This is a genomic window from Fibrobacter sp. UWR3 (assembly GCF_900143055.1).
In the GTDB taxonomy this organism is placed as follows: Bacteria; Fibrobacterota; Fibrobacteria; order Fibrobacterales; family Fibrobacteraceae; genus Fibrobacter.
This window is the reverse complement of sequence record NZ_FRCW01000001.1, coordinates 191,634-217,303: the sequence shown is the minus strand read 5'-3', so window position 1 is coordinate 217,303 and position 25,670 is coordinate 191,634. Positions and strand designations below refer to the sequence as shown.

At 52.0% G+C, this 25,670-nt stretch carries 24 protein-coding genes and 2 pseudogenes; 4 read left to right on the top strand and 22 right to left on the bottom strand.

Annotated elements, in window-relative coordinates:
* Positions 1-9 precede the first annotated feature (9 nt).
* The 4 genes from BUA44_RS01105 to BUA44_RS01090 all read right to left on the bottom strand — a co-directional run bounded on the left by BUA44_RS01105 (position 10) and on the right by BUA44_RS01090 (position 6,811).
* Positions 10-1,593 carry a glycoside hydrolase family 43 protein gene (locus tag BUA44_RS01105; protein WP_072807728.1) on the bottom strand — a complete coding sequence of 528 codons (1,584 nt, stop codon included), beginning with the start codon at positions 1,591-1,593 and terminating at the stop codon, positions 10-12.
* Positions 1,594-1,614: 21 nt separating this feature from the next.
* The gene (locus BUA44_RS01100) at positions 1,615-3,720 is read right to left on the bottom strand and encodes a family 43 glycosylhydrolase (RefSeq protein ID WP_255370412.1); all 2,106 of its coding nucleotides are present in this window, start codon (positions 3,718-3,720) and stop codon (positions 1,615-1,617) included.
* A 186-nt stretch (positions 3,721-3,906) separates the two neighbouring features.
* Entirely contained in the window at positions 3,907-5,922 is a 2,016-nt protein-coding gene (locus tag BUA44_RS01095) for a LamG domain-containing protein (protein ID WP_072807726.1), read from the bottom strand.
* A 31-nt stretch (positions 5,923-5,953) separates the two neighbouring features.
* Positions 5,954-6,811, bottom strand: a complete 858-nt coding sequence (locus BUA44_RS01090) for a TIGR02147 family protein (RefSeq protein ID WP_072807725.1) — start codon at positions 6,809-6,811, stop codon at positions 5,954-5,956.
* A gap of 175 nt (positions 6,812-6,986) precedes the next feature.
* Here BUA44_RS01090 and BUA44_RS01085 point away from each other — a divergent pair, with 175 nt between their 5' ends.
* Positions 6,987-8,630 (top strand): SGNH/GDSL hydrolase family protein, encoded by a 1,644-nt coding sequence (locus BUA44_RS01085; protein ID WP_255370411.1) that lies wholly within the window; start codon positions 6,987-6,989, stop codon positions 8,628-8,630.
* Between the two features lie 185 nt (positions 8,631-8,815).
* Here BUA44_RS01085 and BUA44_RS15190 read toward each other — a convergent pair.
* A pseudogene (locus tag BUA44_RS15190) lies at positions 8,816-8,935 on the bottom strand (ATPase); the annotation flags it as partial.
* A 491-nt stretch (positions 8,936-9,426) separates the two neighbouring features.
* Between BUA44_RS15190 and BUA44_RS01080 the strand changes: the two are divergent.
* The 3 genes from BUA44_RS01080 to BUA44_RS01070 are packed head-to-tail and all read left to right on the top strand — an operon-like array spanning position 9,427 to position 11,415.
* Complete coding sequence (locus BUA44_RS01080; protein ID WP_072807724.1) at positions 9,427-10,242, top strand: PDDEXK family nuclease; 816 nt, start codon at positions 9,427-9,429, stop codon at positions 10,240-10,242.
* An 18-nt stretch (positions 10,243-10,260) separates the two neighbouring features.
* Positions 10,261-10,722 (top strand): hypothetical protein, encoded by a 462-nt coding sequence (locus BUA44_RS01075; protein ID WP_072807723.1) that lies wholly within the window; start codon positions 10,261-10,263, stop codon positions 10,720-10,722.
* An 18-nt stretch (positions 10,723-10,740) separates the two neighbouring features.
* On the top strand, positions 10,741-11,415 hold the full coding sequence (locus BUA44_RS01070; RefSeq protein WP_143151809.1) for a hypothetical protein: 675 nt from the start codon (positions 10,741-10,743) through the stop codon (positions 11,413-11,415).
* A 12-nt stretch (positions 11,416-11,427) separates the two neighbouring features.
* Here BUA44_RS01070 and BUA44_RS15185 read toward each other — a convergent pair whose 3' ends face one another.
* The 17 genes and pseudogenes from BUA44_RS15185 to BUA44_RS00990 all read right to left on the bottom strand — a co-directional run bounded on the left by BUA44_RS15185 (position 11,428) and on the right by BUA44_RS00990 (position 25,669).
* On the bottom strand, positions 11,428-12,462 hold the full coding sequence (locus tag BUA44_RS15185; protein ID WP_143151808.1) for a hypothetical protein: 1,035 nt from the start codon (positions 12,460-12,462) through the stop codon (positions 11,428-11,430).
* A 9-nt stretch (positions 12,463-12,471) separates the two neighbouring features.
* Positions 12,472-13,854 carry a hypothetical protein gene (locus BUA44_RS01060; RefSeq protein ID WP_072807720.1) on the bottom strand — a complete coding sequence of 461 codons (1,383 nt, stop codon included), beginning with the start codon at positions 13,852-13,854 and terminating at the stop codon, positions 12,472-12,474.
* Complete coding sequence (locus BUA44_RS01055; RefSeq protein WP_072807719.1) at positions 13,851-14,438, bottom strand: putative phage tail protein; 588 nt, start codon at positions 14,436-14,438, stop codon at positions 13,851-13,853. Before BUA44_RS01055 ends, BUA44_RS01060 begins: the two co-directional genes overlap by 4 nt.
* Positions 14,438-15,646, bottom strand: coding sequence for a discoidin domain-containing protein (locus tag BUA44_RS01050; protein WP_143151807.1), 1,209 nt, complete (start codon positions 15,644-15,646; stop codon positions 14,438-14,440). Before BUA44_RS01050 ends, BUA44_RS01055 begins: the two co-directional genes overlap by 1 nt.
* A complete protein-coding gene (locus BUA44_RS01045; RefSeq protein WP_072807717.1) occupies positions 15,630-15,953 on the bottom strand; it encodes a phage GP46 family protein in 324 nt (107 codons plus the stop codon). The genes BUA44_RS01050 and BUA44_RS01045 overlap by 17 nt, the downstream gene beginning before the upstream one ends.
* Positions 15,950-16,444, bottom strand: a complete 495-nt coding sequence (locus BUA44_RS01040) for a hypothetical protein (protein ID WP_072807716.1) — start codon at positions 16,442-16,444, stop codon at positions 15,950-15,952. Before BUA44_RS01040 ends, BUA44_RS01045 begins: the two co-directional genes overlap by 4 nt.
* On the bottom strand, positions 16,445-16,909 hold the full coding sequence (locus tag BUA44_RS01035) for a phage baseplate assembly protein (protein ID WP_072807715.1): 465 nt from the start codon (positions 16,907-16,909) through the stop codon (positions 16,445-16,447). It lies immediately after the preceding gene.
* On the bottom strand, positions 16,906-17,913 hold the full coding sequence (locus tag BUA44_RS01030; RefSeq protein ID WP_072807714.1) for a phage baseplate assembly protein: 1,008 nt from the start codon (positions 17,911-17,913) through the stop codon (positions 16,906-16,908). Before BUA44_RS01030 ends, BUA44_RS01035 begins: the two co-directional genes overlap by 4 nt.
* A complete protein-coding gene (locus tag BUA44_RS01025) occupies positions 17,903-18,838 on the bottom strand; it encodes a hypothetical protein (protein ID WP_255370410.1) in 936 nt (311 codons plus the stop codon). The genes BUA44_RS01030 and BUA44_RS01025 overlap by 11 nt, the downstream gene beginning before the upstream one ends.
* Before the next feature lie 81 nt (positions 18,839-18,919).
* Positions 18,920-19,159 (bottom strand): annotated as a pseudogene (locus BUA44_RS16105) (DNA circularization N-terminal domain-containing protein); the annotation flags it as partial.
* Between the two features lie 20 nt (positions 19,160-19,179).
* Positions 19,180-21,171, bottom strand: coding sequence for a phage tail tape measure protein (locus BUA44_RS01020; protein WP_072807712.1), 1,992 nt, complete (start codon positions 21,169-21,171; stop codon positions 19,180-19,182).
* A 78-nt stretch (positions 21,172-21,249) separates the two neighbouring features.
* A complete protein-coding gene (locus tag BUA44_RS01015; RefSeq protein WP_072807711.1) occupies positions 21,250-21,783 on the bottom strand; it encodes a hypothetical protein in 534 nt (177 codons plus the stop codon).
* On the bottom strand, positions 21,783-22,133 hold the full coding sequence (locus tag BUA44_RS01010) for a hypothetical protein (RefSeq protein WP_072807710.1): 351 nt from the start codon (positions 22,131-22,133) through the stop codon (positions 21,783-21,785). The genes BUA44_RS01015 and BUA44_RS01010 overlap by 1 nt, the downstream gene beginning before the upstream one ends.
* 10 nt (positions 22,134-22,143) lie before the next feature.
* Positions 22,144-23,577, bottom strand: a complete 1,434-nt coding sequence (locus BUA44_RS01005; RefSeq protein WP_072807709.1) for a phage tail sheath subtilisin-like domain-containing protein — start codon at positions 23,575-23,577, stop codon at positions 22,144-22,146.
* On the bottom strand, positions 23,574-24,137 hold the full coding sequence (locus BUA44_RS01000; RefSeq protein WP_072807708.1) for a phage protein Gp37: 564 nt from the start codon (positions 24,135-24,137) through the stop codon (positions 23,574-23,576). Before BUA44_RS01000 ends, BUA44_RS01005 begins: the two co-directional genes overlap by 4 nt.
* On the bottom strand, positions 24,134-24,580 hold the full coding sequence (locus BUA44_RS00995; RefSeq protein ID WP_072807707.1) for a gp436 family protein: 447 nt from the start codon (positions 24,578-24,580) through the stop codon (positions 24,134-24,136). Before BUA44_RS00995 ends, BUA44_RS01000 begins: the two co-directional genes overlap by 4 nt.
* A gap of 9 nt (positions 24,581-24,589) precedes the next feature.
* Positions 24,590-25,669 (bottom strand): hypothetical protein, encoded by a 1,080-nt coding sequence (locus BUA44_RS00990; protein ID WP_072807706.1) that lies wholly within the window; start codon positions 25,667-25,669, stop codon positions 24,590-24,592.
* Position 25,670 lies beyond the last annotated feature (1 nt).

The window sequence follows — 25,670 nt, the reverse complement described above, 5'->3', positions numbered from 1 at the left end:
TTACTTCCGCTAGAACATCACCCGATACGGAATCCGCCTGTCAAAACTGCGGCCCTTGAGGTCACGGTAACCCTTGCGAGCTGGCACCTGCATTCCCTGGCGAGTTGCACGCGGAGCAATCGCGGTAGTTCCGCTGCTAGAACTTTCGGGCGCGACTTCGGAACTCGAAGAATTTTCGGCGACAACAGAGCTGGAAGATTCCTCGATGCTAGAAGACGACTCCGGTGCAACTGCCGGCGGGGTCGCCTTCGCGAGTTTCACCTTCTGGTTGTCAGCACCGGTACGCACCCAGATAATCACGGGCATGCCCGAATCCTTCGAGACATTCAGCACGTCGCCCACAAAGTCGCTGTCATAGTCGCCGTACAGGTAGTAGCCCTTTGCGACAGAGGCATTTTCGATGCGGATTTCGCAGGCGGTCGCCGACGTCTTGACGGTATCGAGCAGCGTCTTGGGCGGGCAATAGTAGCGGCCGGTACCGTAATTTCTGAGCGTGTAATGGCGGGCATTTTTCGCGCTGCGTTCCACGGTCCAGAACTGGTTCGCATCCTTTTCGCTTTCGGGGCGCTGCACCACGATTCCGTTTTCTTCGACCAGCGACAAGGCGCTGTGCGAAACGGTCAAGCGATACGTTCCATTCTCCACAAGCGCGTTGTTTACCTTGTCTACACCCGTGGTGGTACGCTTGATTTTCTGGATATTCGCATTCTCGTCATAGTACAGGTAGTCGATATTCACGGAACGACGGTAAGTCCAGCCGCCCGGAGCGTTCGCGCCGTGATACATAAAATACCAGTGACCGAGATACTTGAAAATCGCCTGGTGATTCGTCTCGGAATTGTCGAGCTTGTCATTCAGCACGCCCTTCTGCGTCCACGGGCCATTCAGGCTCGTGGCCATGGAGTAGTTTGTCGTAGAAGGGTAACCCGAGGCGTAACTGAAGTAGTAGTTGCCACGATACTTGTGCATCCAGGGAGCCTCGAAAAAGTCCTTGATCTTGATGTCTTCGGGCGTACTTGCCAGCTCAATCATATTTTCCTTGAGCTTCACGCGGCGGCCCGCGTTCCACGAGCCCCAATACATCCATATATCGTTCCCGTCGTAGAAAATTGCGGGGTCGATATTCAGCGCGACATCGTTCGGGGTGTCGTCGGTCACGAGCGCCTTGCCGATAGCATCCTTCCATGGGCCCGAGGGGTGATCGGCCACCGCGACGCCAATCGCGAAACCTTCGTCACGCACGACAGTCGCATGATGCACTGCCACGTACCAATAGAACTTACCGTTACGGTATTCGCAGTGGCCCGCGAAGGCGTTGCCGCTTGCCCACTTGAAGGTCCGCCACGAAAGTACCGCACCGTAGTCATGGTAGTTTTCCATGTCGTCGGTCACCAGCACGTGCCAGTCGTTCATCAAGAAGAACTTGTTGTTATTCCCCTGAGCGCCCTGCTCGTCGTGGCCCGCAAAAATGAACAGGCTGTCGTTGTGCACGAGCGCCGCGGCATCGGCAGAGTAGAATTTTGTAGTGAGGGGGTTTGCAGCCATCGCAACAGCCGCTACCCCCATCAGCATAGATAAAGCACGTTTAAACATACCCAAACATCCCTTTTTCTGTTAGCGATTCATCACCTTGAAGATGTACTTTCCTTTTGGCAGTCCCTGCAGCGACACTTCAGATTCCATGCGCACCGTCTTTCGAGCCATCAGCTGACCCAGCGGGTTCATCACGATGATTTCGTAATTACCGGGACGATCAAAATGGAAGGTATAGCCAGAAGCATTCGTCGTCATTTTGTAATTGGCTTTCAAAGATTTCGCCTGCGCAATCGCAGTCGTTCCGCTGCTGGAACTTTCCGGCGGAGTCACGCTGGAGCTGGATTCCACCGGAGATTCGCTGGAGCTAGATTCCATCGGAGCCGCGCTAGAACTAGATGACGGCGGTTCGATAGAGGCGGCCTTTCCGAAGCGGATGTTGCCGACCAGCACTTCGCCGCTCATGCCGCTTCCCGTGAGGTAGAAGTCCTTGACGCCCGAAAGCTTCTTGGTGGCAGAGCAGTTCACTTCGGTCCAGGCGCCATTCGCGCAGCTCGAAGGAACAGTGCACTTAGAAAGTTCCGTACCCGAAGCAGAACCTTCGCGAATGCTGAGCGTCCCGCCGCTGCACTGCTGCAGTTCAACCTTGACTTCGGTGCTCCTGATGGAATCCGTCACCACGTTTTCGAAGATGGCGTAACCGCCGTTCTTGACGGCAAGCTTGTCATCGTTCGTGAGGCGCACCTTGATGCCGTTATCGAAGCCGTTGCCCGGAATGGTATCGCGAATCACGCGCAAGAAGTCGATACGGTCAAGTTCCGCAAAATTCTGGTCGGGTTCCACCTCGATAAAGTTGCCACCGCGCTTGAGCGTCGCCGGAATCATCGCCACGGACTTTTCGGGGAAACTGCCCCAGGCGCCCGTCTTCGGGAGCTTCACCGTCTGCGCCTTTCCATTCACCGTTACTTTATGCGTAGCATCATTATCGCCGCCGTTCGCGTAGCGGTAACGCATAATGTAGTCGCCCGCCTGCATAATGTTCATCGGCAAGCGAATCTTGGAACCCTTCGTATTGATGTAGCCCACGTATTCGCCGTTCGAGGCTTCCTTCGTGTAATTGAAGGTCAGGTCATCCGTCGCACCGCGTGTCATAATGCCGTGTTCCGCCTCGGCACTCAGGTAGCGCCCGAGGAAGGGCTGCCCCATTTCGGGCCAGTTGTCGTCGGTAAACACCAGGTCGCGAATGTGGATGTGGTTGTACTTGTCGCCGGTCAGGTCGTAGTAATGATGCACAAAACGGATGCGGTTCAGGTCCTTGAAGGCTTCGCCGCCGCCCGGGCCCACATAACGGCTGTAACGCTGCATCAGGATGGTTCCGCCACCCTTGTTGAGTTCCTTGCCGCTGCGGTCCTTGTAGGTTCCGTTCACCTTGTCGGCGCGGCCCATGGCCGTCTTGTAGGTGGTCTGTTCGATTTCGTTACCTTGTTTACAACATACGTCCCAGGCCGTGAACAAGAAATACTGGCCGCCGTGCTCGATGAGGCTCGGGCCTTCAATACCCGTACCGCCGCGCGTCGCAATCTGGTAGTTCGTCTTGTCATCGCTCGCCTGCTTGCCCGTCTTGGGGTCAAGCTTGATCAAGCGGATACCGCCCGCATTCCACGAACCGTACGTCATCCAGTACTGGCCATCGGGAGTCACCACCACGTCGGCATCAATCGCGTTGTAGTTGTTGCTGTTCGTGGTGCGCGTCACTTCGCCCTGGTCAGTCCAGCCACTTGCCGGATTAGAAAAGTCCAGGTTCGCGTTCGTCGCGACACCGATGGCAGATGTGCGCTGGCCAAAAACGGAGCCGCAGTAGAACACGCCGTACTGGTTATTGAAATGGAACAGGTCCGGAGCCCAGATGCCGTCGGTCTTGCCGCCCACGGCGTTCTTGAGCCACTGCGGGCTATCCCTGAAAATCTGGCCCTTCGAGTTCCACTTGACCATGTCCGTAGAAGTCCACATGGCGAGGTTGTTATTCGTGGACATAAGGATGTAGCCATTCTCGTCCCTGTACACGGAAGGGTCATGGCCCCCTTGGCGCACGTCAGTCGCATACCACGACTGGGCGAACACCCCCTGGCCCGCAAAAGCGAGCGTGAAAATTGCCGCGGACACCACTCCGCGAGAACTCAATCCCATCACACCAAACATATTTATCTCCCTTTTTACTATAAGGTTTACTACTTTAAATATACGCTAGTTTTTATTAAAAGTCAATATTTTTTACGCAATTTCAAACTAAATGATGTAATTTTTACAACACTTTACTTAAAAAAAGTCCACATTTCGCAAAAATACATCCCGAAAGGCGCCTTAAACACCCGTTTATTCCTTTATAACCGCATATTGCAGGGCGTAGAAGAGCCGCATCCAGTTGTTGGACTGCGTACCATCGAAGAAGAATACCTCGTCAACACCGCCGCGAAGCCCGCCGTAGCCGATCGAAGGGTTGAATGCAGCTGCAAAGCCTTCGCCCGAATCGAACTGCCTAGATTCCAGCAGCGTTCCGTCGATGAATGTGGTCACGCTATCGCCGTGAATCTTGAACGAGTAGTTGTGCCACGTGCCGTCGAGCACCCCGTTCGCGCGACCCACGACCGTATTGTAAACGCCCGTGCGCGTATCAAGCCTGAGGTTCACCGCACCCGATGCTCCGCGCTTCTGCAGGGTGAAGCCCACGCTGTCCTTCTTGGCCGAGATAATCTGCGCGTACTCGCTCACCTGCATGGAATCGATATTGAACCAGATGGAGAGCCCCATGTAGTAGCCGTCTTCGGAGAAGGGCTTGAAATCGGGAATGTAAAACCATTTGTCGGTAGAATCCACCCAGCGGGAACGGCCCAGAAGATCCTTCTTATCTTTGAACCTAGCGTAAGCGGAATCGGAAATTTCTGCATCGGAGAAATGGTTTCTGTAGGTACCCAACTGTAATTGCAGATTGTTATCTTCAACACACTTATCTATAATTCTGAATTTGAGTTTCCCCGTTCTAGATAATTTCATCGCAGGAGCCTTGCCCCAATACAACACGCTATCGGCATAATAATCACGTTCGCTCGCTTCCAGCTTGATAAGGTTATCTTCCGCATCAAGCAAGCAAGGATTGTCAAGCGATGCCGGCAAGAATATCGGGAACGGGATATCAACAAAAATTTCGTCCGTCTTGGCCAAGTCTTCAAATCCTTCGGGCAAGGCTACGTCCACACTGTCAAGGCTGCCTACATAAGAACTCGATATGAATATTGGCGTTTCAGATAAATTCCACTGTCTAGAATCTTCCGCAAAACCGTTGGATAACCCGCGTTCATTCGACACCCTTCTAATACTCAACTGGTTGTAGAATCCTCCCGGCACGTTTTTTACTTTCACTACGCCCTTTAAAACATCCTCAGCCGATACGACCTTCGTTGCAAAATAATTGGTTTCGTGAAGCGTATCGCCATTCAGTTCCCTTTCGGAACGCATCATCGAAAGGGTATCACCTTCGGCCATTTCGAAAGATTCTATAAAGAAGTAAAATTGGGCATCGCCTTCACGCACAGGAGTAATGTCAATGGCAATGGGCCTCGCACCGTCAGAATCGATATAGTAGGATTTTCCCTCTTCGATATAGAACGAAAGTTTATGTTTCTTGGTTTCGCCGTTCGGCGACGTCACCAGCAAGGAATCATAGTGGCCGTAAGGTATAAACGCAAGCAAGGCGCTCCCGGAAGCCACAGTTACCGAATCCATCACCAAGTTGGTCCAGTCATAATACTCAAAATGCGACACCACCAGCGTATCTTCAAACACGCCCCAATTTTCCGTCCCATACAGTTTCAGGGAATCACCCGTCTTTATATTGAAATCAGAAATAGACATATATACAAAGTCGGACAAGCCCGTCCAAGCCGACATTTCAACTACCGAAATTTCCTTCACGCCATCCACGTTGACCATATAGGTTTCGCCGTCCTCGACATCAACGTCCACAACATACGAGCGCTCACCATACAGTCCGTAAATAGTCACGGAATCGTATTTCCCTACGGGAACGCTATCCATGTCAAACATTCCCGAAAGTACCGCAGAAGAATCCACCACCTTACGGTAGTCACTTTCGTACACAAAGACCGTATCGCCCACGGTATCGCGATTAGCAAAGGCAAGCGAAACGGTATCTCCAGCAGAGAGATCCCACAGTTCCGGAGCAACACATATGCGAGCGACGCCCTTGTTGCCCGTATTCGTTTCAATCAAAATCCCCGCGGAATCCGTAGAAGACGTATTGCTGCAGCCCGCAAAGAAGGCGAGCACGCACACCGCGACAAAAGCGAACGCGAGTCGCCTCGAACCAATCATATTCCTAAAGCATCCCATAATTCCTCCCTCCCTACGCCTCGCCCGCACCGGACGGTTTATTGTTTTCGCGGATATTGCTGAACACGTGCAGGTTCACATGTTCCACGACGGTCGGCGTCTCGTTATCGGCCATCACGATCTGGCGCACCTGCGCCTTGAACTTTTCGGCAGCCTTCTCGACCTTCGCCTGCGCGGATTTCGACACCGCGAACGTAAACGTGGTCATGTCGCGGGATTCGCTCCCTTCGGATTCCAGCGCCTGCTTCGAGAGTTCCAGGCACTGCTTCTGGAACTGGAGCACCATCTGACTCTTGCTCTGCTGCACCGTGGCAAGGCTATCCTTCGTCGGCTTCCAAAACCCGCGTTCGTCCTTGCGTACGAGCGACATCTTTTTCATGAGTTCGAGGCTCGCCTTCAGGCGTTTCTCGGATACAGGCGGGAAAATCTTCGCCGCGAGTTCCGACACGTCGTCGCCAACATCCATCACCTCGAGAATCGCGTAGACAGTACTATTATACCAGTTGCCAAAGAACTCGTAGCTGTCCGGGTCCACAATCGCCTGCGGGTTCTTGTTCAGGCGCATCATGGCATCGAACGCCGCCTCGCGCACCTGGGCCGTCTTCCCCTGGTCGAAATCGACCATCGCCTCGAAATACCTCGCCTCGTTCCCCTTGAGCCCGATAACGTTTATAAAGCGCTCGCGCATGTTGTCGGTCACGCGCTTGCCCTGCACCACGTCGTTGAAATAGCTGCGGGTATTGGGGAGCCCCAGCAAGTTGCAGAACTCGGTACGCGAAAACGAAGGCTCCGCCGCCTGACGGCGCTCCTGGTATTCTGCCAGGAACTTGCGGAACTTGGTAAACTCGAAAATGTTTACGAAGGTATTCATGATATTAAATATACATAAAAATGTAGTACATGGTATAGTAAAAAACAAAAATATATGCTATTTACCCAATTTTTTTTCTAAAATTTGAGAATTATTCAATTTTTTCTTGCTTTTTTAAAAATATTATAGTACATTTTGTAGTACAGGCACAAACGCGTGTAAAAGGGATGTTATTATGGATTACAAAACTGAAATCAAGGGCTACGACACCCTTGTCAAAACAGCCACGATGGTGACTGTCGCAGCGCTTCTGGCCGCATTCTCCATGGCAGAAGCCGCCGAAAACTACAAGTTCGACTTTGTCGAGGGCCCGGTTGCCGCGGGCTACACGCAGGTCAAGGCAAGCACCAAGTACAGCGACTCGCAGGGCTACGGCTTCGAAAGCGGGACGGTTTCTTCGGTAGACCGCCTGTGGGACGACGACCTCACCACGGATTTCCTGACGGCGAAAGGCGACATGGTTTTCTCGGTGGCGCTCCCGCAAGGCAATTACGAGGTGACGTTCATTCTCGGTGACGGTGAGAACGAAAGCGAAACCACCGTATGGGCAGAAAACCGCAAGCTCATGCTCGACCGCATCACCCTCGCCGGCGGCGTGTTCAGCAGGCAGACCGTTTCGCTCAGGCGCATGGAAACAAGAAGCATGGACGGCTCGGTGACCATGAGCATCAAGGACCGCGAAAAGGATTACCGCACCTGGGACAAAAAACTCACCTTCGTCATCAGCGGCAAGGCGCCCGCCGTCGCAGGAATCGAAATCAAGCGTAACGACAACGTGACCACACTCTGGCTCTGCGGGAATTCCACCGTGGTTGACCAGATAACGGCTCCGTGGGCGGGCTGGGGCCAGATGGCCCCGGGATTTTTCAAATCCAGCCTTGCCATCGCGAACTACGCCGAATCGGGCCTTACCGCAAGCGGGTTCTACAGTATGAAGCGTCTCGCAAAGATTCTCTCCGAGGTCAAGAAGGGCGACTTCGTGACCGTGCAGTTCGCGCATAACGACCAGAAGAATCAAAACGACGTGAACAACTACGAAGCGACACTCACCAAGTACGCAAACGAAATCAAGGCGAAGGGCGCTACCCCGCTGTTCGTGACATCCACCGCAAGGCAGAACGAGACCGACCCGAAAACAGCCGTGGGCGGGCTTCCCGAACGCATGCGCGCCCTCGGGAAAAAGCTCGGCGTCATCGTACTCGACCTGAACCAGCATAGCATCACGCTCGGCAAGGCGCTCGGAGGCAACAAGGAAAAAATGTACATGTACACCGCAAGCGACAAGACGCACTTCTGCGAATACGGCGCCTACGAACTCGCCCGCGCGAACATCGAAGAAATCAAGGCGAAGGTACCCGAACTCGCCAAGCACCTGCGCGACGATCATGAAGCGTTCGATTCCAGCAAGCCCGACCCTCTTGACATCCTCACACAGGCAAAAGCGCCTATCACAGAGGGCGGGCTTGTCCAGGTGGAACCGGAGTCCAGCAGTTCCGAAGAAACGGATTCTTCTTCAAGCGCAGAAATCGCCGGTCCGGAATCGTCCAGCGCAGAAGGAACCGAGGGCATCACCGCCGCCGAATCCATGATGCAAAGCAACGCCATCAGCGGGCGAATCGAAGGTAGCACGCTCCTTCTTGAGGGCATCGACGGCGGCGCGCACGACATCAGCATCTTCGACATGCAAGGCCACCGCATCGCGGAATTCCTCGCCATGCAGGGGAACGAACTCCACATCACCCTGCGTCAAGGCGCCTACCTCGTCAAAGTCTCACAAGGCAACAGGATCCTCGGGATATTCAAGGCCGTAAGGCGATAACTCTCTCGCAACAGTACACCTCCAAAAAATCCCCGGCCACCTCGGCTGGGGATTTTAGACTTTAAGGGAGATGGCCGCGACTACGGCACTTCACACGACCGCAACGCTCTACCGCAATTGACATGCCTCCGGTCTGAGCGTTGCTCTCGCTTCCACGACTCGTTAATACGAGTCGTTCCAGCTCACTACGGAACCTCAACAGAATCCAGAATCTTCTGCACGACGGTCTCGGCGGAGACTTCTTCCGCTTCGGCCTCGTAGCTCAGGATAATGCGGTGGCGGAGCACTTCCATGGCGACGGCCTGCGGAAAACCGCCTATAGGCTGCAAAATAACGCCCGCAAGCCTCGGAGAAGCCGTCTAGGAGCGGGAAAAACGCATCTATTTACATACTAAAACACCAAAAAAGTTCAATTAGTATGCAATCCGTAATCAGCATTCACAGACCTTACATACCAATTTTCCCGAAGCAATGTTTTAGTATGTAAAAAACAGCCAAAACACAGACAAACTAAGCAAAAATTACCCTAATTTCGTCATCCGCGACCGCATTTGGGACACTTTTCGCTCTTTCGCAACCTTTTTTACATACCAACCACCACTATTTACGTCTTTGGTATGTAAGCCCCCACAAAACAGACGTTCAAAAGTCAAAAAAAATGCTATCCAACTGCCGCCTAAAGCATCAACTTGTTTTTTTGCCACACACTTTGTATATTATGAACACATAAGCGTTGATATTGTCCGTTAAAACGGCGTATCAGCGCTTTTTTGTTTCACAGAAAAAAGGAACGGAAATGGCAGACCAACTCATTCAAATCGCCAACGAGCGGATTCAGCAACTGATCGCACTGAAGGCTAAACTCCCCAAGGGAAAGCAACCCACAGGAAGATTGCGAGTCATAACCAACCATGACCGGTCGCAATACTATCTCGTAGACAAAGGCAGCAACTCTAACGGAAAATACCTCCCCCGCAAGGAACGACGCAGGGCGGCGGCAATCGCGCAACGCGATTACAACGCGGCTGTTGCAAGCATCATCGGCAGGCAAATCATCGCGCTCAACAACCTGACGGAGAATTACCATCCCGAAGAAATCGACACCGCGTTCACGGGGCTACACCCCGGCCGCCGCCCCCTTGTGACGCCCGTGCGCGAGCCCGACGAGGATTTCATCGCTGCATGGCAGCACCTCCCCTACACCGGCAAGCCCTTCGAAATCAACGCCCCCGAATTCTTCACATGCACGGGCGTGCGCGTCCGCTCAAAATCCGAAGTCATCATCGCGGACGCGCTCAATCGCGCAGGCATCCCCTTCCGCTACGAATTCCCCGCAAGCATTAAGGGCTGGGGCACGCTCTACCCCGATTTCACCTGCCTGCGCCCCAGCTCCCGCGAAGAAATCATCTGGGAGCACTTCGGCCTGATGGGCGACCCGGACTACACCGAAAACGCCGTGCAGAAAATCTCCCGATACGCCGCAAGCGGATACATCCTCGGCAAGAACCTCATCGCAACATTCGAAAGCGGCAACACCCCTCTCTCCGTCAAGCAGGTGCAGGCATACATCAAGACGATTTTCGAACAGGACGCCCACCGCCAACAGAATTAAACTATTATTCTTTTTGAGATGAAATCGGTGCTGAAAACAATCCTCTTTCTGGCATGCTTCATAAATGCCGAGCCTGCACTGCATTTTGGCGGATTCAAATGCGACATATCGTCGGACCCTTCCCTGCAGAAGAAAATACAGGCGATAGACGATTCCCTGTATGCCCGTTGGAGCAAAGGCGAATTTATCATCCCGGAAATAGCAGACCTTTGCGGCTGCACTTGTGCAGGCAATATCGAGCATTGCTGCTACGACGACGCCATCTCCATTACGTCCGCTCACGATATCGGCGAAAAATTCTGGCTCTTTGACTATTGCGGAATCGAGGATTCCACTGCAACGTTATCCAACAAACTAAGTACCGGACCAGCATATACCATTCTCGTCCCCAAAACGGCCCTTTGGAAAAAGATAAAGGATTTCAAGAAACACGCCCATAAAATCCAAAAAGATTGCTTGAAACTCCGCAAAAAGAAGTAATCCGAAAAGCGAGGTAACATGAAAAAGTTGCTTATCCTAGCCACAACTTGCGCCATGGCATCTGCCGTATTCGCGCAGAACGCAAAATCCGCAGGCATCACCGATACCGACGTAAAGAGTTGGGCCAAGAACTACAAGCAAATTCAGAACGAGTTCAGCGATGCAGGCATCTCCCTCGACGAAGCGGGCTTCTCGCGCGACAACATCGCAACCACAAGCAAGCAGGACAAGGCGAAGGCCGAAACTATCCTGCAGAAGTACGGTATCGCGGCACCGAACCGCCTGAACAAACTTGCAATGATAAACCAGTGCGCATCGCTTGTCATAGCCGAAGCGAACATCGATGCGAACACGATGGCGACACTCAAGCAGATGGGAGTTGACCCATTCGCCGAACTAAAGCAGAACACCAACCAGAAAGACTGCAAGGTCGTGAAGGCGAACGAAAAGGCAGTCATCGCCGCGACGAACGGGATAGACGATTCCGCGGACAATGCAACTGCAGCTAGCACAACTGCGGGCGCCGCACAAGCAGGTGGCTCGCCCTCCACAAATGCTTCCGCAATCAACGCCGGAAATTCCAACGGCATACCTAAAGACTACGCAGAAAGCATTGTCGCGCAGATGCGCGCAAGCGACTATAACGGCGCGGTTGTTGTGAGACAAAAAATCGCCTTTCATGAGACAAAATGAAAGGCGATTTTTTTAACTATTTGGAACAACGCTGTTCAATTGTTCCCATCCATCTTGATTGCTGTTGATTTTATAGAATTTAATACCATAAGGACTTATAGTCACTTTGCGAGTTTCAGAACCAGTAAGAGTGGCTGATGAACTATACATGGATAATCCACCAGAACTATCCTGAATTTCGCCATCTATATTAAAATCTGCTTGGATAGCAACTTTTTCAATCCACGAAGAACCCGTAGTGCTTCCTCTTCTTTCAGACAAAACCCGACCGTTTTCAAGTTCAACCCATTCTGCATTATCTACATATGAATGACCAACACGCAAACATCCTGTATTGGTATCATATCGAATGGTTTGGTAATTATAGGTCGAATTCCCCTTTATTTGGAATGTAACAACGCCATCAGTGCCCACATGCACATCAAAAAAAGCGCTATTTTCGTTGTTTTGAGCAGTTACGGATTTGCCTATGACTTCATCGCCACTTACTTCGTCTTCGAAAGTACCACTTCGGCTAGTTAAAGAACCGTCGCATTCAATGTCTCCTCCAACTGAGATATTATTGGCTGTTTTAATAGCATTGAAGAAGGCTTCAGCGCCCTGTAAAGGGATTTCAAAGGCTTTGCACCACCAAGTATGAGCCAGACTGATGTATTGCGTTATAAGCAACAACGCGGCCCCTTTATGACAAGTATAAGAGTTCCCGCAATAGGACAAAGTTACATCATTGCTGTTTCCTATAGGCATATAGAGTAAAAAACCGCTTGCAGCATGCCCGCTTACAGAACAATTTGTTGGGTAAGAAGATTCTGTAGGCGAGACACTTGTTTTGTGTAAAATTACAGAGTTCTTGTCCCAATCACCTAAATCAATAGTAATGGATGCGCCAAAACCCGAAAATGTTCTTACTTGGTTCATTTCAGAGTGTTCCGGGGGAAGCGGCAATCCACCTACTTCATCTGTACTTCTGTCAAAAGATGGATTTTGCAGAGCATTCAGGAACTCTGGAGTGATGATATCACCAGTTTTAAAGACCTTTTTGTTCATTTTTGACCTCTATATTTGATAAGTGTTTCCCTGGTTATCCCAAAGTTTTAAGTAGCAACCGTTCTCGGCAACCACTGTTTCGTTGTTCGAGTTCCCCAAGTTGGAGCAATCCTCAACAAGCAATAAGTCTCTTGTAGGAATACTGGGCGTTGCCGAACTGTATTGAATAAGCCATTCCTGGTTCCGGTTGCTACCATTGCCTATGGCCGGGAACCAATATGTTTCACCCGCAGTAAGGTGAATGGACCCCGAATTCTTTTCGTATTTGTGCACATAGAAGTTACCTTCTTTAGTGCTGTCATTGTCGCCAACAGTACAAGAGGTGTCAGAAGAATCGCTTACCGGCGTCAGTTGGCTATCAAGAACAAGAGCGCCATAGTGATTGGGCTGAGAACCATGATAATCCAAAAATTGCCAGGCAACGATGTCAACATCGGCTGCTGGAACAACTTTCTGGAAAACCATGCCTGAAGAAGACAGGGTTAGCGCTTGGGCTACAGATTGGATCCGTTTAGAATTGGATACGGCATAGTTAGAGAGTTCGGTAAATGGGCCTGTAGCAACGGGTGTGGAAGCCGATTCTATGGCAATATTCGATATTGCGGCAAATAAACGAGAGCGATTTTCTCCATTAGGATTGATGACAGAATAGGTGTTTTTTATTGATTCTGCCGTTACATCCTGCAAATTGTCTGCATACCAACCAAGAAGCGGTATGGTATTCATGTTTTCGGAATAAGTGTTCCCTGCGATTTTGACGCTGTTTGCATCCGTAAAAACCACCAAATAGTATAATTTATTGGATTTAAGCTGTAGCGTACTTCCTTCAGGCACGGAAGCAACATACTTGATTGGTGCGACATGCAAGCCTGTAGTAGAAACGAGCGACGCCACATTGTCAGTGTTGGCTACCCAATGAATTGTATTGTCTGCCAAGTCGTAGCGGTACAAGGCAAATATCAATTTCGAAACAGAGCCGGTCTGATTCGTCGCAAACATGATTTTTGAATCAGTATCGTTGATTTCCTGATCCATGCCAGGGCTAAAAAGGGTTGCTTTGGCAAACAAGGTACCATTTCCTTGAATAGCGATACCCGTTTGGACTGCGCCAAGGTCAAGTGTATAGACGATTTTACTCTTGATGGTATCCACGGCTTCTTCGACTTCTTCGGTTACGGTATGTTCGATTTCCTCGATATTAACTTTCAGTGGATTTTCGGGAGTTCCGTCACCTTCTAACGATTCATCATGACTAGGAAGCAATTCACCAATGGGCAAGGTGAAATTCTCCTGTCCGGCAAATCCGGCCAAAGATGCATTTGCGGCCAAGGCCTGAGCCAAGGTTTTTGTTCCCATTTGAGACATTTTTTTGTCTAAGGTTTCTTCGTTCATGTTTCGTTCTCCAGGAGAAGTTGATGTCCGTTTTCAAGAAGCAGGGCTCCGCCATCTTCGAGCAACAAGCGACCTGCAGGTGGCTGTTGGAATTTCCATTTAATTTGAGTAAACGGGATTTTCTGAGCTTCCAATGTCTGTATCAATTTGGTACAAGAAGATTTCAGTCTATCACATTTAACCGTCCAGGTGTATTGTTCATCCTGGTCGTATACTTCAAAGCCTGCTCGGCCAAGGCCCGCACGGAGCATCCTGGGCGGTTTTACAATATCGATATCGAAACCGATTGCCGCTGCAAGCGCCTTGTAATGACGTTCCGCAATGCCTGAATCCCTGTTGATAGCCTCTAAAAGGGCTTGGCGGCGAACTTCCAAGGAGCCGGAATGGCCTAATTCATAAAGGTTTTCCCACCGTTCGAGAGTCGTTATTGCTGAACCAGGAAAGATTTCACGGTAGACGGCATCGGCGCTTTCCAGGGCTCGGTCAAGTTCCTTGGCGACGGCATATTCCTCCGCGTCCATCTGGAGCGGATAGAGCTGCGTGAGAGCTCTATAGTGCGGGCTTTCGAAGGGATTCTCAACCATTACTGCACCACCAGGTCACCAAGGACGAATTTTTCAGTGGAATACGAGTCAATAGCATCTGTTTCAACCTGATATTCCCCACCATTTTTCGATACTTCGATAGTAGTCGCATTCTCGCCACCATTTTTGATTGCGTATACAACAATTTGTGAAGGAATAAAGAGATCTCCTGGTTCTAAATCGGCGAAATATTTATTGACATCTTCCCGGAAACCGTCTTCGTCCAATTGTTGCAGTTTTCGCACCGTAACACGTAGAGAAAGAGTTATTTCTACAGGAACATTGACCCAAATTTCACGCGGGGCAACGGGGCCTTCGTATTCGCACTTTGCCCGGACCGCCTCGCAACAGCGCATCGAAAGTGAACTCGGACCCATCAGCATGAGAACCGTTCCCACGCCATAGTAGTTCTTGAGGCATCGGGATGATGTCGGGGCCTCATTTGAGTCACTAGGCACATAAATTTCGACGCCGAAACACTTGACGGTATTCAAAGCTTCGGTTTGCCAGCTTTCGAGCGCTTCGATTTCTTCGAGTTCAACCTTGACATAGCGGGTAGAAACAGAATCGAAGGTGGCCATAGCCCACCAGTAAGCGGCATCGACCTTGCCCTGCTTGGTCCAGGTCTGGGCGTCGTCGGACGTATAAATTCCAAAAGTAGCCGGTCGTTTGGTAATGAAACCAAGACCAATTCCAAAGATTTCCTTCGAATCGCCCAAATCAATCACGACATTCTTTTCAGTGTCGCTGGATCCGCAAGTAAAGGCGATGTTTTCGCGGTCATGCGGTTTGACAGCGTTGGCCGCGTTCAGGTCGGGCATGTTGCCGTAAATCATCGAGGATTCGAGCCCGATAGCCTTGCCGGTAGAAGACGCTTCCAAGGCCCAGCGTTCGTAATCACTAGGCTTGCCGCCGCTCTTCGGGTTGCGAAGATACGACAGGATGAACGTCAAAAGCTCGCTTGCGGTCAGGTTGCTGTAGTCCAGCCCACGATCGTTCGCCCACTGTTCCAGGCTTTCCTGGTTCATCGTGGTCGGAAAAATCTGGTCAAGGGTCCAGTCCATCTGCTTGTAGAGGCCCCAGATGGCAGACGCAGCAGTCGCGAATCGGATATAGGTTTCCGTGCCCTGGCTAATTTTGATAGTCGGGTTGTAGTTTTTCGCATCGACAATCATACGCTGTAAGATTTGATCAACTGTTACGGACATCGCCGACCTCCACAAAACGCTTAAATTCAATCACATCGCCATTGTATGCGACACATACCACATGCACCAGGAGCTTGTCGGAATCGGCATAGGTTGCCGTCGATTCCACGCTTCTAAGGTGCTTATAGTCCAGCATCCACTTTAGTGCCTCGGTGGCATAAGTTTCGGCTTTGCTCCTGGTGTTTTCGGATGCCACTTCACGGGCAAGTTCTTTGAAACGGTGGCCAAATTCAGGTTTCTTGTAAAATGAACCTTTTGCCACGGTAAGCGAAAGCTGAACTTCTTCTTTAATCTGATCTGTAGTCATTGTAAGGTCTCCGGGAATGGTGACGGGCTGGGTGGTGTCGTGGGCATGGTTTCAGTGACCGTGCAGACGGCGGTCTTCAAGACGGTTTCAATGTCGCCGAAAAGCTTCTTGTATGGCTTTTCAACTTCTTTAGTTGTAACGCAGGCCATTATGACCGCTAGAACAGCCGCCTGGACTGCTGTAAAAGTCGGAATGACTGACACGACGGCTACGCCACCGTGGGACGGGATTCCAGGCTTAGGCAGCCCCTGCCAATAGGCACAGAGCCTGGCGGCCATATTGGCGGGTGTCCCGCTGGACGGGTCGAGCACCGAGAAGGCGCTTTCAAGTAGTGATTTGTCGCCACCAGCTGACAGGTCTGCACCGAGGATAACGCCGCCCTTGGCGTAGTCGTCGTAGGCCTTGGCAAGCTGCGGGGCCACGCTTGTCTTGCCGTCGGCAGACTTGACAATCCGGGAAAATTCGGAATCGAGAGTGTCCAGGTCAAGCATTTAGGCCCCCGTATCCTGCGGCACAGGCGTTGCTGTTGGTGCACCAAGGTTGCCCACGTGAGTATGCTGGTTGAAGGTATCGCGAAGTTTTGAGAGATTTCCGATCTTATCCTTAACTTCGCCATTGACTCGCACGTCGCCATCGATATCAAGACCGCCATCCGCCTTGATGGCTATGGTGCCGTTATTCTTGAGGATGATGTAGTGGGCCTTGTCGCTGTAAAGCGCCGTTTCGCCTTCCTTTACGGCGGGGCGGTCCTTGCCGTCGCTTGCAACAGCAATGACCACATTGCCAAACTGCAAGAAAAGGCAACGCTCTCCGGCCTTGGGAATGCTGATAAAGCCAAAATGCTGCATCATCTGACGGCCTTCAAATTCGATACCGTTAGCCTTGCCGCTGATACTGCGGAGCTTGCCTGCCACATCCTTGCAGCTGGTAACCAAACTGGTGAAAAATTTCATCATAACGAGCCTCCGGGCTGTAATTCAAGGCGGGTGCGTTTGCCCTCACTCCTGGAGAGCGTGAACGTGCGGCGTTTAATCAGATACGAGTCAACAGCGCCGTTGTAATGGTCCTCTACGTCGCAAAAGGCGTTGATTGTCCAGGGAATACCGTTTTGCGAGTGCCCGGACATCGTGTATTCGAGCTGGATTGCGGATGCCTTTTCCGTTGCCAGCTGAAGTTCTGCGGTTTTCTTGGCAGGGCCCTCATTCTCGTTCCAGTTTACCACAAGAGGGCGATAGAACGGGAAATCGTCATTTTTGACCGAGGCGGCTACATACTTGATGTCGCTATCGTCCTGGCTTTCGCCGATAACCTTGATAAGCGAGTGCTGACCGTTCAATGTTTCGGTGACAGACCCCTCGATATAGTCCATTTCCTCGCCATTTTCAAAGGCATGGATTCTGAAATCGGCCTTGCCACGTTCAACAGGCTTGTCAAAGACCAGTGAGCCGTCAGGAGATGCCCAGAATAGAAAACCGAGCGAATTGGCCGCTTTCTTCAGGACATCAAAGACGCTATCTCCCGGAGAAAGCTCGACGAATTTGCGCTTGATTTTATCCTTATCTGACCCGGAGTTGAAAACGAAATCTTTCCTGGAGAGAAACGGCAGGTCCTTCACAAGCCGTTCTGCCAGCTGGGGAAGCGTCCTTGGCAAAGTTCCAAACTTTGTCACGCTGGAGTCGGCTAGCACCGACGCCACCGATCGCCCCTCGATTTCCATCTTGGGCCCGCTGCGAGAAAGGGAACGGCGCACGGTATCGATAATCCCCGCCATGACGCACTTGCGGTTCACAAAGATTTGACACAGGTTGCCGCGGTTCATATCGTACTTAGAATCGCATTCGAACGAGAATGAGCCTTCCGGGGAATAGAGGTCCGCATCGATCGTGTAGCTCACGAACTTGTCCACCCGAGCTCTCCCTTTGGCATTCGCCACAAGCACGACGACTTCATCATTCTGCATAGACAAGCACCTCGCCTTTCATGAACGTGGGATTCTTGGCGTTATTCAATGCGCAAAGGCGCTCAGCCGCCTTATAATTCAGCTTGTTGTCCAGGGCAATCTTGTGGAGCGGTGTTTCGTGGGTCACGTTGATTGTCTTGGTGGTCATGTATTCCAGCTTGATACGAAGCACCGCATCCGACAGCGTCGCCGCCATTTTCTTGAGCCTGTAGGGGCTTACAGCCTGCGGAAGAACCTGTTGGATGAACTCCCTTGCCAAGGCTAACGTATCCTCAAGTTCATCGGGGGAAAGCAGATACGGTTCGCTTTCCGAAGCCAGTTCGCGGCCTTCGGCATCGTCAATGGCGACTCGTTCAGCCGCAATAGATTCGCCCATCTTTTTCTCATCATCGGATATTTGCTTGGCGGTCTCCGTAGCGACAGTAGCGGCAGCAAGGGTTGCAAATGCAGCCCGAACGCTTGCGGGGGCACCATAAAGAGCCGCCAACATCGATGAGGCGTTGGTGACCAAGGTGGCGGTAGATGCCCTGGATTTGCCCTTGTTGGAACCGGCCTTTCTGGCAAGTGTCACGAAAGAATCGCAGCATTCTTGGATAGCTTTTGTCAAGGTTCCTGACAGCGAGTCCATATAATCGATGGTCGTATTGATTGCATCGACAGGGGCCTTTATGGATTCAATTGTTCCCAGGAGTTGCCCCATGGCCTTGTTTGTCGCTTCGCCAAAGCTGCGGGCAGCATCGCCTAATGAGCCCCAAACATCGATAAGCGACCAGTCCGAAGAACCGGGAATATCGGGAACGCCGGTCTGTTGCATCGATACGGCGACACTCTCCTGGACTTCCAAATTGAGAGTCTGTGTTTCTTCGAAATTGGCGTCATACGGGTCCGTATAGCACTGGATATCGTCCTGAACATGCGCTACCACAAAATCAAATGTAAATGCGGCATATCTCTTGCGACGGTCATTACTGAATGATACGTTCTTGGGGTAGCCTGTAACTGCGCCATGCTTGGGATGTACCAGCAAGACTGGCGCTTTGAAAATCGATAGGAACCAATTTCTCAGCTCGGTATAATTTCTGTCATACTCGTCATTGATCAAAACACCAGAGAACTTGAGCGTTTCAGGATCAACGCCCATGTCTTCGAGATCGGCTCCGTTCTTGTAAGGGTATTTAGTTTCGGCTATAGCGTGAGAGATTTCGTCGCCAATCGACTCTAGTCGAAGTTTCCATGGGCCAAGCATTGGAATTTTTTCTTCTGCCATTATGCCCCCCATCCCGGTGTCGTTTTTCGTCCGCTGACTTTGGGCGGCTTACCCTTGTCGGTTTCGACGACAGCCTTGCCGTTGGAATCCACATTGATAATGATGTTTTGGTTCAAAGCCTGCATGTATTCCTGGGGCGACATCATTTTATCGCCCTTTTGAGCCGCGACAGCATTCTTCGTCAGCTGATTGTATAGCCGTAAATCGCCATAAAGCTTGTCAAGTTTCTTTTGTGACGGCAAGAAGCTGTTTTCTTCCTTTTGGATTTCGAGAAGGGTGTCCCCATGCTTCTTGCTCCACCTTGCTGCTTCAGGCCCATACCGTTTTTCGAATTCTGTCTGGTTACGGTCCACCATGGCCCGGCTGTTGGCCTCGACATCGGCAACGACATTTCGCCATTCCATGAAAGCCTGGCCAAAGTTGTAGATTTGATTCATGGCCCAGCCTGTGGCAGCCGTCATCAATGTGCCGCCAATGACACTGCTCCCGAACTTGTTCAGCCCCGCACGTGCGGTGGAAAGGCCCTGGCGGAATCTGCCGACCTCTTTTGTGGTCGATTCCATAGCCTGGGCCGCCTTCTGGGTAGCAGGCTGATACATAGGCGCATCATCGTCCATGTAGTCAGAACCACCGCCAAAACCGCTGCGCATATTGACTACGAATACCTTTTGGACAGATGCATCCAAAGCGGAAACGCCCGTCCCTGCGGCAGATGCCCCTGCGCCGCCATTCTTGCTCCAGATACCCTTGATATCCCTGGCAAGTCCGGCCACATCCTTCACGAGACCGCCAATTTTGACCATTCCCAAGGCAGCAGCCGCAACGGCCATCATCTTGAAGCCCGCCGTAACTATTCCCTGGTGGCGGGATAGAAAGCCTAGAGCGGTCGTCAGCTGTTCAACAGGCCCTGTAAGGTTCGTGTCTGCAAATTGCAGGGCGACTGCCTTCATCTTGTCTACATTGCTGTTGAAATCATTAGCGGTTTTTTGAAAGCGTTCATCCAACACTTTCGTATTGGCCATACCCTCTTGGCCGCTTTTCGTAATTGTTTCGACTGTTTTCCACCCATTCTTGTATTCGGAAATAATGGGTTGCAAGGCCTTGATAGAGGATGCTCCGAATAATTTTCCCAACTTCTGCAAATCGCCATCAGTTTTTTCCATCAGCTGGCGCATGATGAAATCAAAGTCGTTAAATTCCTTGTTCTTGTCAAAAACGTGGACCCCGATTTTATTCAGGTCCTTTGCCTTTGAAACAAGTTCGCTGAAAAGCGTCGATACAGATGTGGTGAGCTCCGCTTCACTCTTAATCTGGGCATTCATGACCTGCAAATAAGCACCAAAACTAGCGAACTGGTCTGCCGTTTTGATGCCGTGAGTCGAAGTAGCCGCGAGCAGGGCCTTACCTTCAGCTGCGAACTTTTGCAGGGTGTATGACCCTTGGTCGCCCTGGATAATAAGGGAATTGAAGAATTTCGCAACTTCATCGGCCGTCAAGCCCATGGTCACTTTTAACGAAGAAGCAACATTTGCCAGGTCTTCTACAGACGCCCCGGAAGCCTTGGCCGCCTTTGCCAGGATTCCGCCCATATCTTCGGCAAAATCGAACTGGCCTGTAATTTCGCCAATCTTTGAAACACCGTTCAGGATTTCATTGGCGGCGACACCTGTCTCGATTGCCGTCTTATGCAGCGATTCGCGGAACACCTTCGTGTCCGCGTCGCTTTTCTTTGCCGCAAAGCCGTAATACATGAGCGATTCGGAAAGGTCGCCCACGTTCTTGACGGCCATGCCAAGGCCACCCCCAAGGACCAGCGAATTGAACGGAGTCACCAGGCTGTCGGCAAGGCCCCGCATGGATCCGCCGACACGTGCAATGGTCGCCCGTGCCTTCGTCCCGAAAGAAGAGACAGCAGTCGATGACTGGCGCAGGCCATTCTGGAGACCTGTAGCATCCGCACCGATTCGCAATGTGACTTCGTTATTCGCCAATTGTCTGCCATCCTTTATCTTTTTCGTTGGGTTCCAAAAGCCCCTTCATCGCAAAGACAAGGAGCCACTGGGCGTCAGTTATGCTTGCAACCGGGCAACCAAAGTACGCACTAGCTTCCAGGCCGTATTCAAGCTTACGACTTTCAATTGAACCTGGTCCGGCGTTTTTTTTAGCGTTTCGATGAGCGTCTCGATACTTTCGTCCGAAACTTCGTCAAGGCTCGGGTCGCATTCCTCGGCAAATGCATTGTATTCGTCGCAGAGTTTCTTCAGTTCGTCGGGGGTACAGAACGAACGCAGGTGCTCCGCAGAGCGGAAAATGCGTTTTCCCGTATCGACGTTGTAGAAAGCCCGCCACATACCGTGAGCAGCCTCCTGTTCACGGTAGTCGGTAACATTGTGCATTGCGATATCAATGCCGTCGTGCTTGAACTCCAGCTGGTTATCGACTTTAGCCTTGCGGGTTTCGGAAAGCGTCAGCAGGCGGATTTCAATCTTGATGTCCGGCCTGCCCGGCCAACTCACGACACGCTTGACATCGTGGGACGCCTTGATGCGGGCAATGAGTTCGTCGGGTTCGTCGTCGCGAATGGCTTTTTCGAGTTCCGTCATTAGCTTACCTTGCGAGCGCGGGCATAGAAGTCGAGCTGGGTTTCCTTGGCGGTCTTGCCGTCAATGTCACCCGGAGTCTGTTTCAGGAGACGGCAACCGGTGAACACCACCTTCTTGCCGCCCTTGTACTGCACGACAACAGTGGCGTCGCTGGTTCCGGTCCAATCCCGGTCGGCACCACTATCGGGCACAACGGTAAGCTGGAAACCATAGTTGGGCGGTACTTCCACCACATCTACGCCATCGGCGAGTTCCACGGTCTGGGCTTCTTCGATTTCGTTCTCCTTGAACTGCTTGAAGCCCGTAATCTTGTCGCCGTTAAGGACAACTGTAACTTGGGAAATCTTCATGGTTCACTCCTTAGTTGAGGTAAAGGTCGATGGTGGAATAAATCTGGTTCAGGCCAGGCACGACAGGAGCCGGAATCTGGCAGAGCATACGGCCCGGTTCATCCTTCGATTCCTCGGTGATGAACTGGTCTGCATACTGGTCAATGAAACGCAGAATCTGCACCCCTTCAAGGCTCTTTGCCACGGCGATGTTGTCTTCGTTCAGGGCATCGGGCAACAGCTCGTGGATGACCTTGTTCTTGTACTTCACCTTGTGCATGGCGAGAATGGAGTCTCGGAAATAGTCGAGCGCGGCGATGACACCCGTATCGATGAGCTTGGTGAAGCGGACGCCGTCCTTGGTGCTGCGAGTAGTCACGGCACGGACAATGCAAAGTTCGCTGTCGGTTTCCACCAGAGGAATCACTCCGCCATAAAGCAGGGCGTCCTGTTCTTCGCCGCTCCACTTGTCGGCGATATCCGGGAGACCGATGCCAGGGATCGGGAGCCCGTTCATGGGCTTGTTGGGCTGGGAATTGCTGGCAAAGATGGCGGCAAGACCTGCGGCAATTTCCCAGGTAGTGGCGGGAATGGCGTTCTTGACTGCGGCAATGTGCAGGCGTTCGCAGTTGAAGTCGGTTGCAAGGGAAATGGCGTCGCCGGCCCCGCCAACGATTGTAGCCACAATGCCACGCTGGCCACGCTGTTCAAGCGGTTCGGCAGCCTGCATCAAGTGCGTCTTCAAGAGGGTCAAATTGGGCGCATCGGCCGTAGGGAGCACAATCAGGTGGAAACGTTCCGGGAAGGCTGCTGCAAGGGCGCTTTTCACGTCAATTTCGCCAGTTCCCGCAGTAAGAATCGGGTCTGCTGCAGTGATGTCGGTGGACACGACCTCGACCGAGACGTTCACGCCACCCTTGGCGGCAGAAATGTAGGCACCGTTCGCCTTGGCGGTAAGGGTCACGACACCTTCCGCAGCTTCTGCGGTAAACGGTGCGGTAGCTTCGGCATTCAAAGCGGTGGCAATGTCTTCAGCAACCTTGGCTGCTGTTTCGCCGATTTTCACGCCGACATTGACCTTCTTGCCGTTATAGACGACACGGACAAGGCCGCCAACGGTTGCAGCGGTTGCGCCGCTGGGGTTGGAAAGCGTGATGGTCCAGGTGGCGGGGGTTCCCGCAGTAGCCTTGTGGCGCACCAAGGTAATCTGGGCGTACTTCCAGGCATTCTTTGCGGCCCTGTACATCTGGTGGAGTACCGAACCGGCCCCGGCGAGAGCGAGGACCTCGCTTTCGTTGTAGACCGCCGTGGGCTTCGCCACTGCAAGGGTGCCGCCTTCGGCAATGTCGCCGACCAGAAGCACCTTCTGGATGTTCGCCGGGAGTCCGTTCGGGCCGGCAAAGTAGTTGTATTCCGAGTAGGAGCCCGGAATCATGGTTTCCGGGATGTTGTTGGTCAGTGTCATGGTGTTTCTCCGTTATCAAAGTTCACTTTGGATGTAGCGAGTTCCTCGTGCGGTTCCTCTTCGCTCTTGAAGGAACTCCAGATAGAAAGCAGGTTGCGGTAGCTTGCCTCTTCTGTTTCAGGCGTCAGCGTGTACGCCGTTTCAAATTCGATTTCAGCAACAAGCAGTGTTGCCGCAAGATGTTCAGGTGTGGTAACGTCCTTCCAGTTCTTGACCTTCAGCGGGTCAATTTCAAGCCCAAGATCGTTGCCCTGCAGTTTCCAGACTACGTGCTTGACGCAGGGGTGCAAAATGCGGCGGCGTTCCTTTTCTTTCGCCACATTCTTGACGACCAGGGTAACGATAATCTTGGATGTCACCTTAAGATTGTCAGTAGCGTCTTCTGTTTCGTAATCGCCCGACATGACCGCAACAGACATTCCCGGGCGAGAAAGAGTCGTGATTCCCGCCTGGATATCGATGGCCTTGAACCAGAACGAATCCCTTTCCCTGGCGGGGGTCTTGTCGTTTTCACCGCAAAAAAGAACTGATATTCTCTCTTCGATATCGAAATCGGTCATAAGGACCTCATGGATTCAAGCGAGAAAATGGCAGGCCCGCCATCCAGCTTTGAAGATACCTTGAAGCTGGATTCATCGACAGGGCCTATTTCGTCAATCCCTATGGAAACTTCACCGTCGGCGATTCGCTTCAAGAGGGCTATGGCGTTATTGTAGCGGAGCTTCATCCCTTCGGTGATGTTCATCTCCGTCAGGCGCTCGTAAAGGTTGTAAATCGTCAGGTCAACGCAAATCATGCGAAGCACTCTCGGAATACGCGGGAGCGGCAACCTGAAACGCTTGCCTATATAGGCGTCAATCAGGGTAGAACTTTCCTCGATGGCCTTGACCACGATGTTCTCCTTGATTTCACCGTCGGCATTTGGCGTGAGGTCGTCGGTGACCTCCACCAAACGCGCGTCAGGCACGTGCCCCCGTATATCGTCGAGAGTGCAGTAGTTCATCAGCTTTCCTTAGGCGTCCTTGAGAACGTCCTTGAGGAGAATGCCAGCACCAGGAGCGGTTACCAGTTCAGCCTGGTAGAAACCAGCCTTCACGATTTCGCCGCCCTTGAGACCAATATTCTTGTCTTCGATGACTTCCACGTAGCGTTCGCCGACCTGGGCAGTCATACCCCAGGCAAGACCTTCCTTCAAGTCGGAAAGTTCTTCCTGGTAGTGTGCGAAGATGTTTTCGCCCCAGCAAGAGGTGAGATCGGGCTTCTTCGGGTTCTTGCGGGTGTTCACGCGGGCCTGACCGACGATGATGCGGTCAACCTCGAAGAGGTCGGCAATCTGTTCGCGGGTGGCGACGCCGGAGCCGTTGTTGGTAGGCCAGATGGCGTTAATCACGGACTTGTCGGTACGCAGCTTGTAGAACACCTTGGAACTCATGCCAAGCACGTTCGGACGCACAAGGGCGGATTCCATCATGTCCATAATCAGCTCGAAGATGTTGGAACCTTCGGCACCGATCTTTTCAGAAGCAGAAAGGGTCTTGACCTGCGAGGATTCATAGTTGGCTGCATCCTGAACGATTTTCGCGATGCGGATTTCCCTGTCCAGGAGAATACGGTCAATCAGGTTTTCGATGGTCTTGTTGACGAAGCGGTCCTTGTTCTTCACCTGGTCAAGGTCTTCGTAGGGAACGGGAGTCTGCAAGCCGTAAGCCTTGGCAAGCCCCGGAATCTCTTCACCGCCAAAATACACGACATTCGGAGCGGACATTCGGCCCACTTGGGTATCCTGGGCACCAAATGCGTCGCCCATGTTCCTGCGGAAATACTTGAATGCGAGTTCGTTACCGTCAAGCTGCTTGATTGGCATCACCTCATCGGCAATCAGGCGACCGTTCTTGAATGCGGTCACAAGGCCGGTCTGCTGTTCGCCAATGGGCAGGATGGTGGCAAAACTTGCGCCTGCGCTACCAAAGCTCAGCGAATCGACGATGAACTGCGGAACGCCGCAGGCGGTAAGCGCGTCGCCACCTGCAAAGGCGCAGACGGTAAGCGCAAAGGTGATGAGGAAAAGAGCGATCTTGGTCATTTTCTTCATG

Coding starts and splice junctions, on each gene's coding strand:
- BUA44_RS01085 (WP_255370411.1), top strand. CDS start 6,987: ATGGATTACAAAACTGAAATCAAGGGCTACGACACCCTTGTCAAAACA.
- BUA44_RS15185 (WP_143151808.1), bottom strand. CDS start 12,462: ATGAACAAAAAGGTCTTTAAAACTGGTGATATCATCACTCCAGAGTTC.
- BUA44_RS01005 (WP_072807709.1), bottom strand. CDS start 23,577: ATGACACTGACCAACAACATCCCGGAAACCATGATTCCGGGCTCCTAC.
- BUA44_RS01045 (WP_072807717.1), bottom strand. CDS start 15,953: ATGACTACAGATCAGATTAAAGAAGAAGTTCAGCTTTCGCTTACCGTG.
- BUA44_RS01035 (WP_072807715.1), bottom strand. CDS start 16,909: ATGATGAAATTTTTCACCAGTTTGGTTACCAGCTGCAAGGATGTGGCA.
- BUA44_RS01055 (WP_072807719.1), bottom strand. CDS start 14,438: ATGGTTGAGAATCCCTTCGAAAGCCCGCACTATAGAGCTCTCACGCAG.
- BUA44_RS01095 (WP_072807726.1), bottom strand. CDS start 5,922: ATGATTGGTTCGAGGCGACTCGCGTTCGCTTTTGTCGCGGTGTGCGTG.
- BUA44_RS01050 (WP_143151807.1), bottom strand. CDS start 15,646: ATGTCCGTAACAGTTGATCAAATCTTACAGCGTATGATTGTCGATGCG.
- BUA44_RS01010 (WP_072807710.1), bottom strand. CDS start 22,133: ATGAAGATTTCCCAAGTTACAGTTGTCCTTAACGGCGACAAGATTACG.
- BUA44_RS01090 (WP_072807725.1), bottom strand. CDS start 6,811: ATGAATACCTTCGTAAACATTTTCGAGTTTACCAAGTTCCGCAAGTTC.
- BUA44_RS01000 (WP_072807708.1), bottom strand. CDS start 24,137: ATGACCGATTTCGATATCGAAGAGAGAATATCAGTTCTTTTTTGCGGT.
- BUA44_RS00995 (WP_072807707.1), bottom strand. CDS start 24,580: ATGAACTACTGCACTCTCGACGATATACGGGGGCACGTGCCTGACGCG.
- BUA44_RS01060 (WP_072807720.1), bottom strand. CDS start 13,854: ATGAACGAAGAAACCTTAGACAAAAAAATGTCTCAAATGGGAACAAAA.
- BUA44_RS01040 (WP_072807716.1), bottom strand. CDS start 16,444: ATGCTTGACCTGGACACTCTCGATTCCGAATTTTCCCGGATTGTCAAG.
- BUA44_RS01105 (WP_072807728.1), bottom strand. CDS start 1,593: ATGTTTAAACGTGCTTTATCTATGCTGATGGGGGTAGCGGCTGTTGCG.
- BUA44_RS00990 (WP_072807706.1), bottom strand. CDS start 25,669: ATGAAGAAAATGACCAAGATCGCTCTTTTCCTCATCACCTTTGCGCTT.
- BUA44_RS01100 (WP_255370412.1), bottom strand. CDS start 3,720: ATGGGATTGAGTTCTCGCGGAGTGGTGTCCGCGGCAATTTTCACGCTC.
- BUA44_RS01080 (WP_072807724.1), top strand. CDS start 9,427: ATGGCAGACCAACTCATTCAAATCGCCAACGAGCGGATTCAGCAACTG.
- BUA44_RS01015 (WP_072807711.1), bottom strand. CDS start 21,783: ATGACGGAACTCGAAAAAGCCATTCGCGACGACGAACCCGACGAACTC.
- BUA44_RS01075 (WP_072807723.1), top strand. CDS start 10,261: ATGAAATCGGTGCTGAAAACAATCCTCTTTCTGGCATGCTTCATAAAT.
- BUA44_RS01070 (WP_143151809.1), top strand. CDS start 10,741: ATGAAAAAGTTGCTTATCCTAGCCACAACTTGCGCCATGGCATCTGCC.
- BUA44_RS01030 (WP_072807714.1), bottom strand. CDS start 17,913: ATGCAGAATGATGAAGTCGTCGTGCTTGTGGCGAATGCCAAAGGGAGA.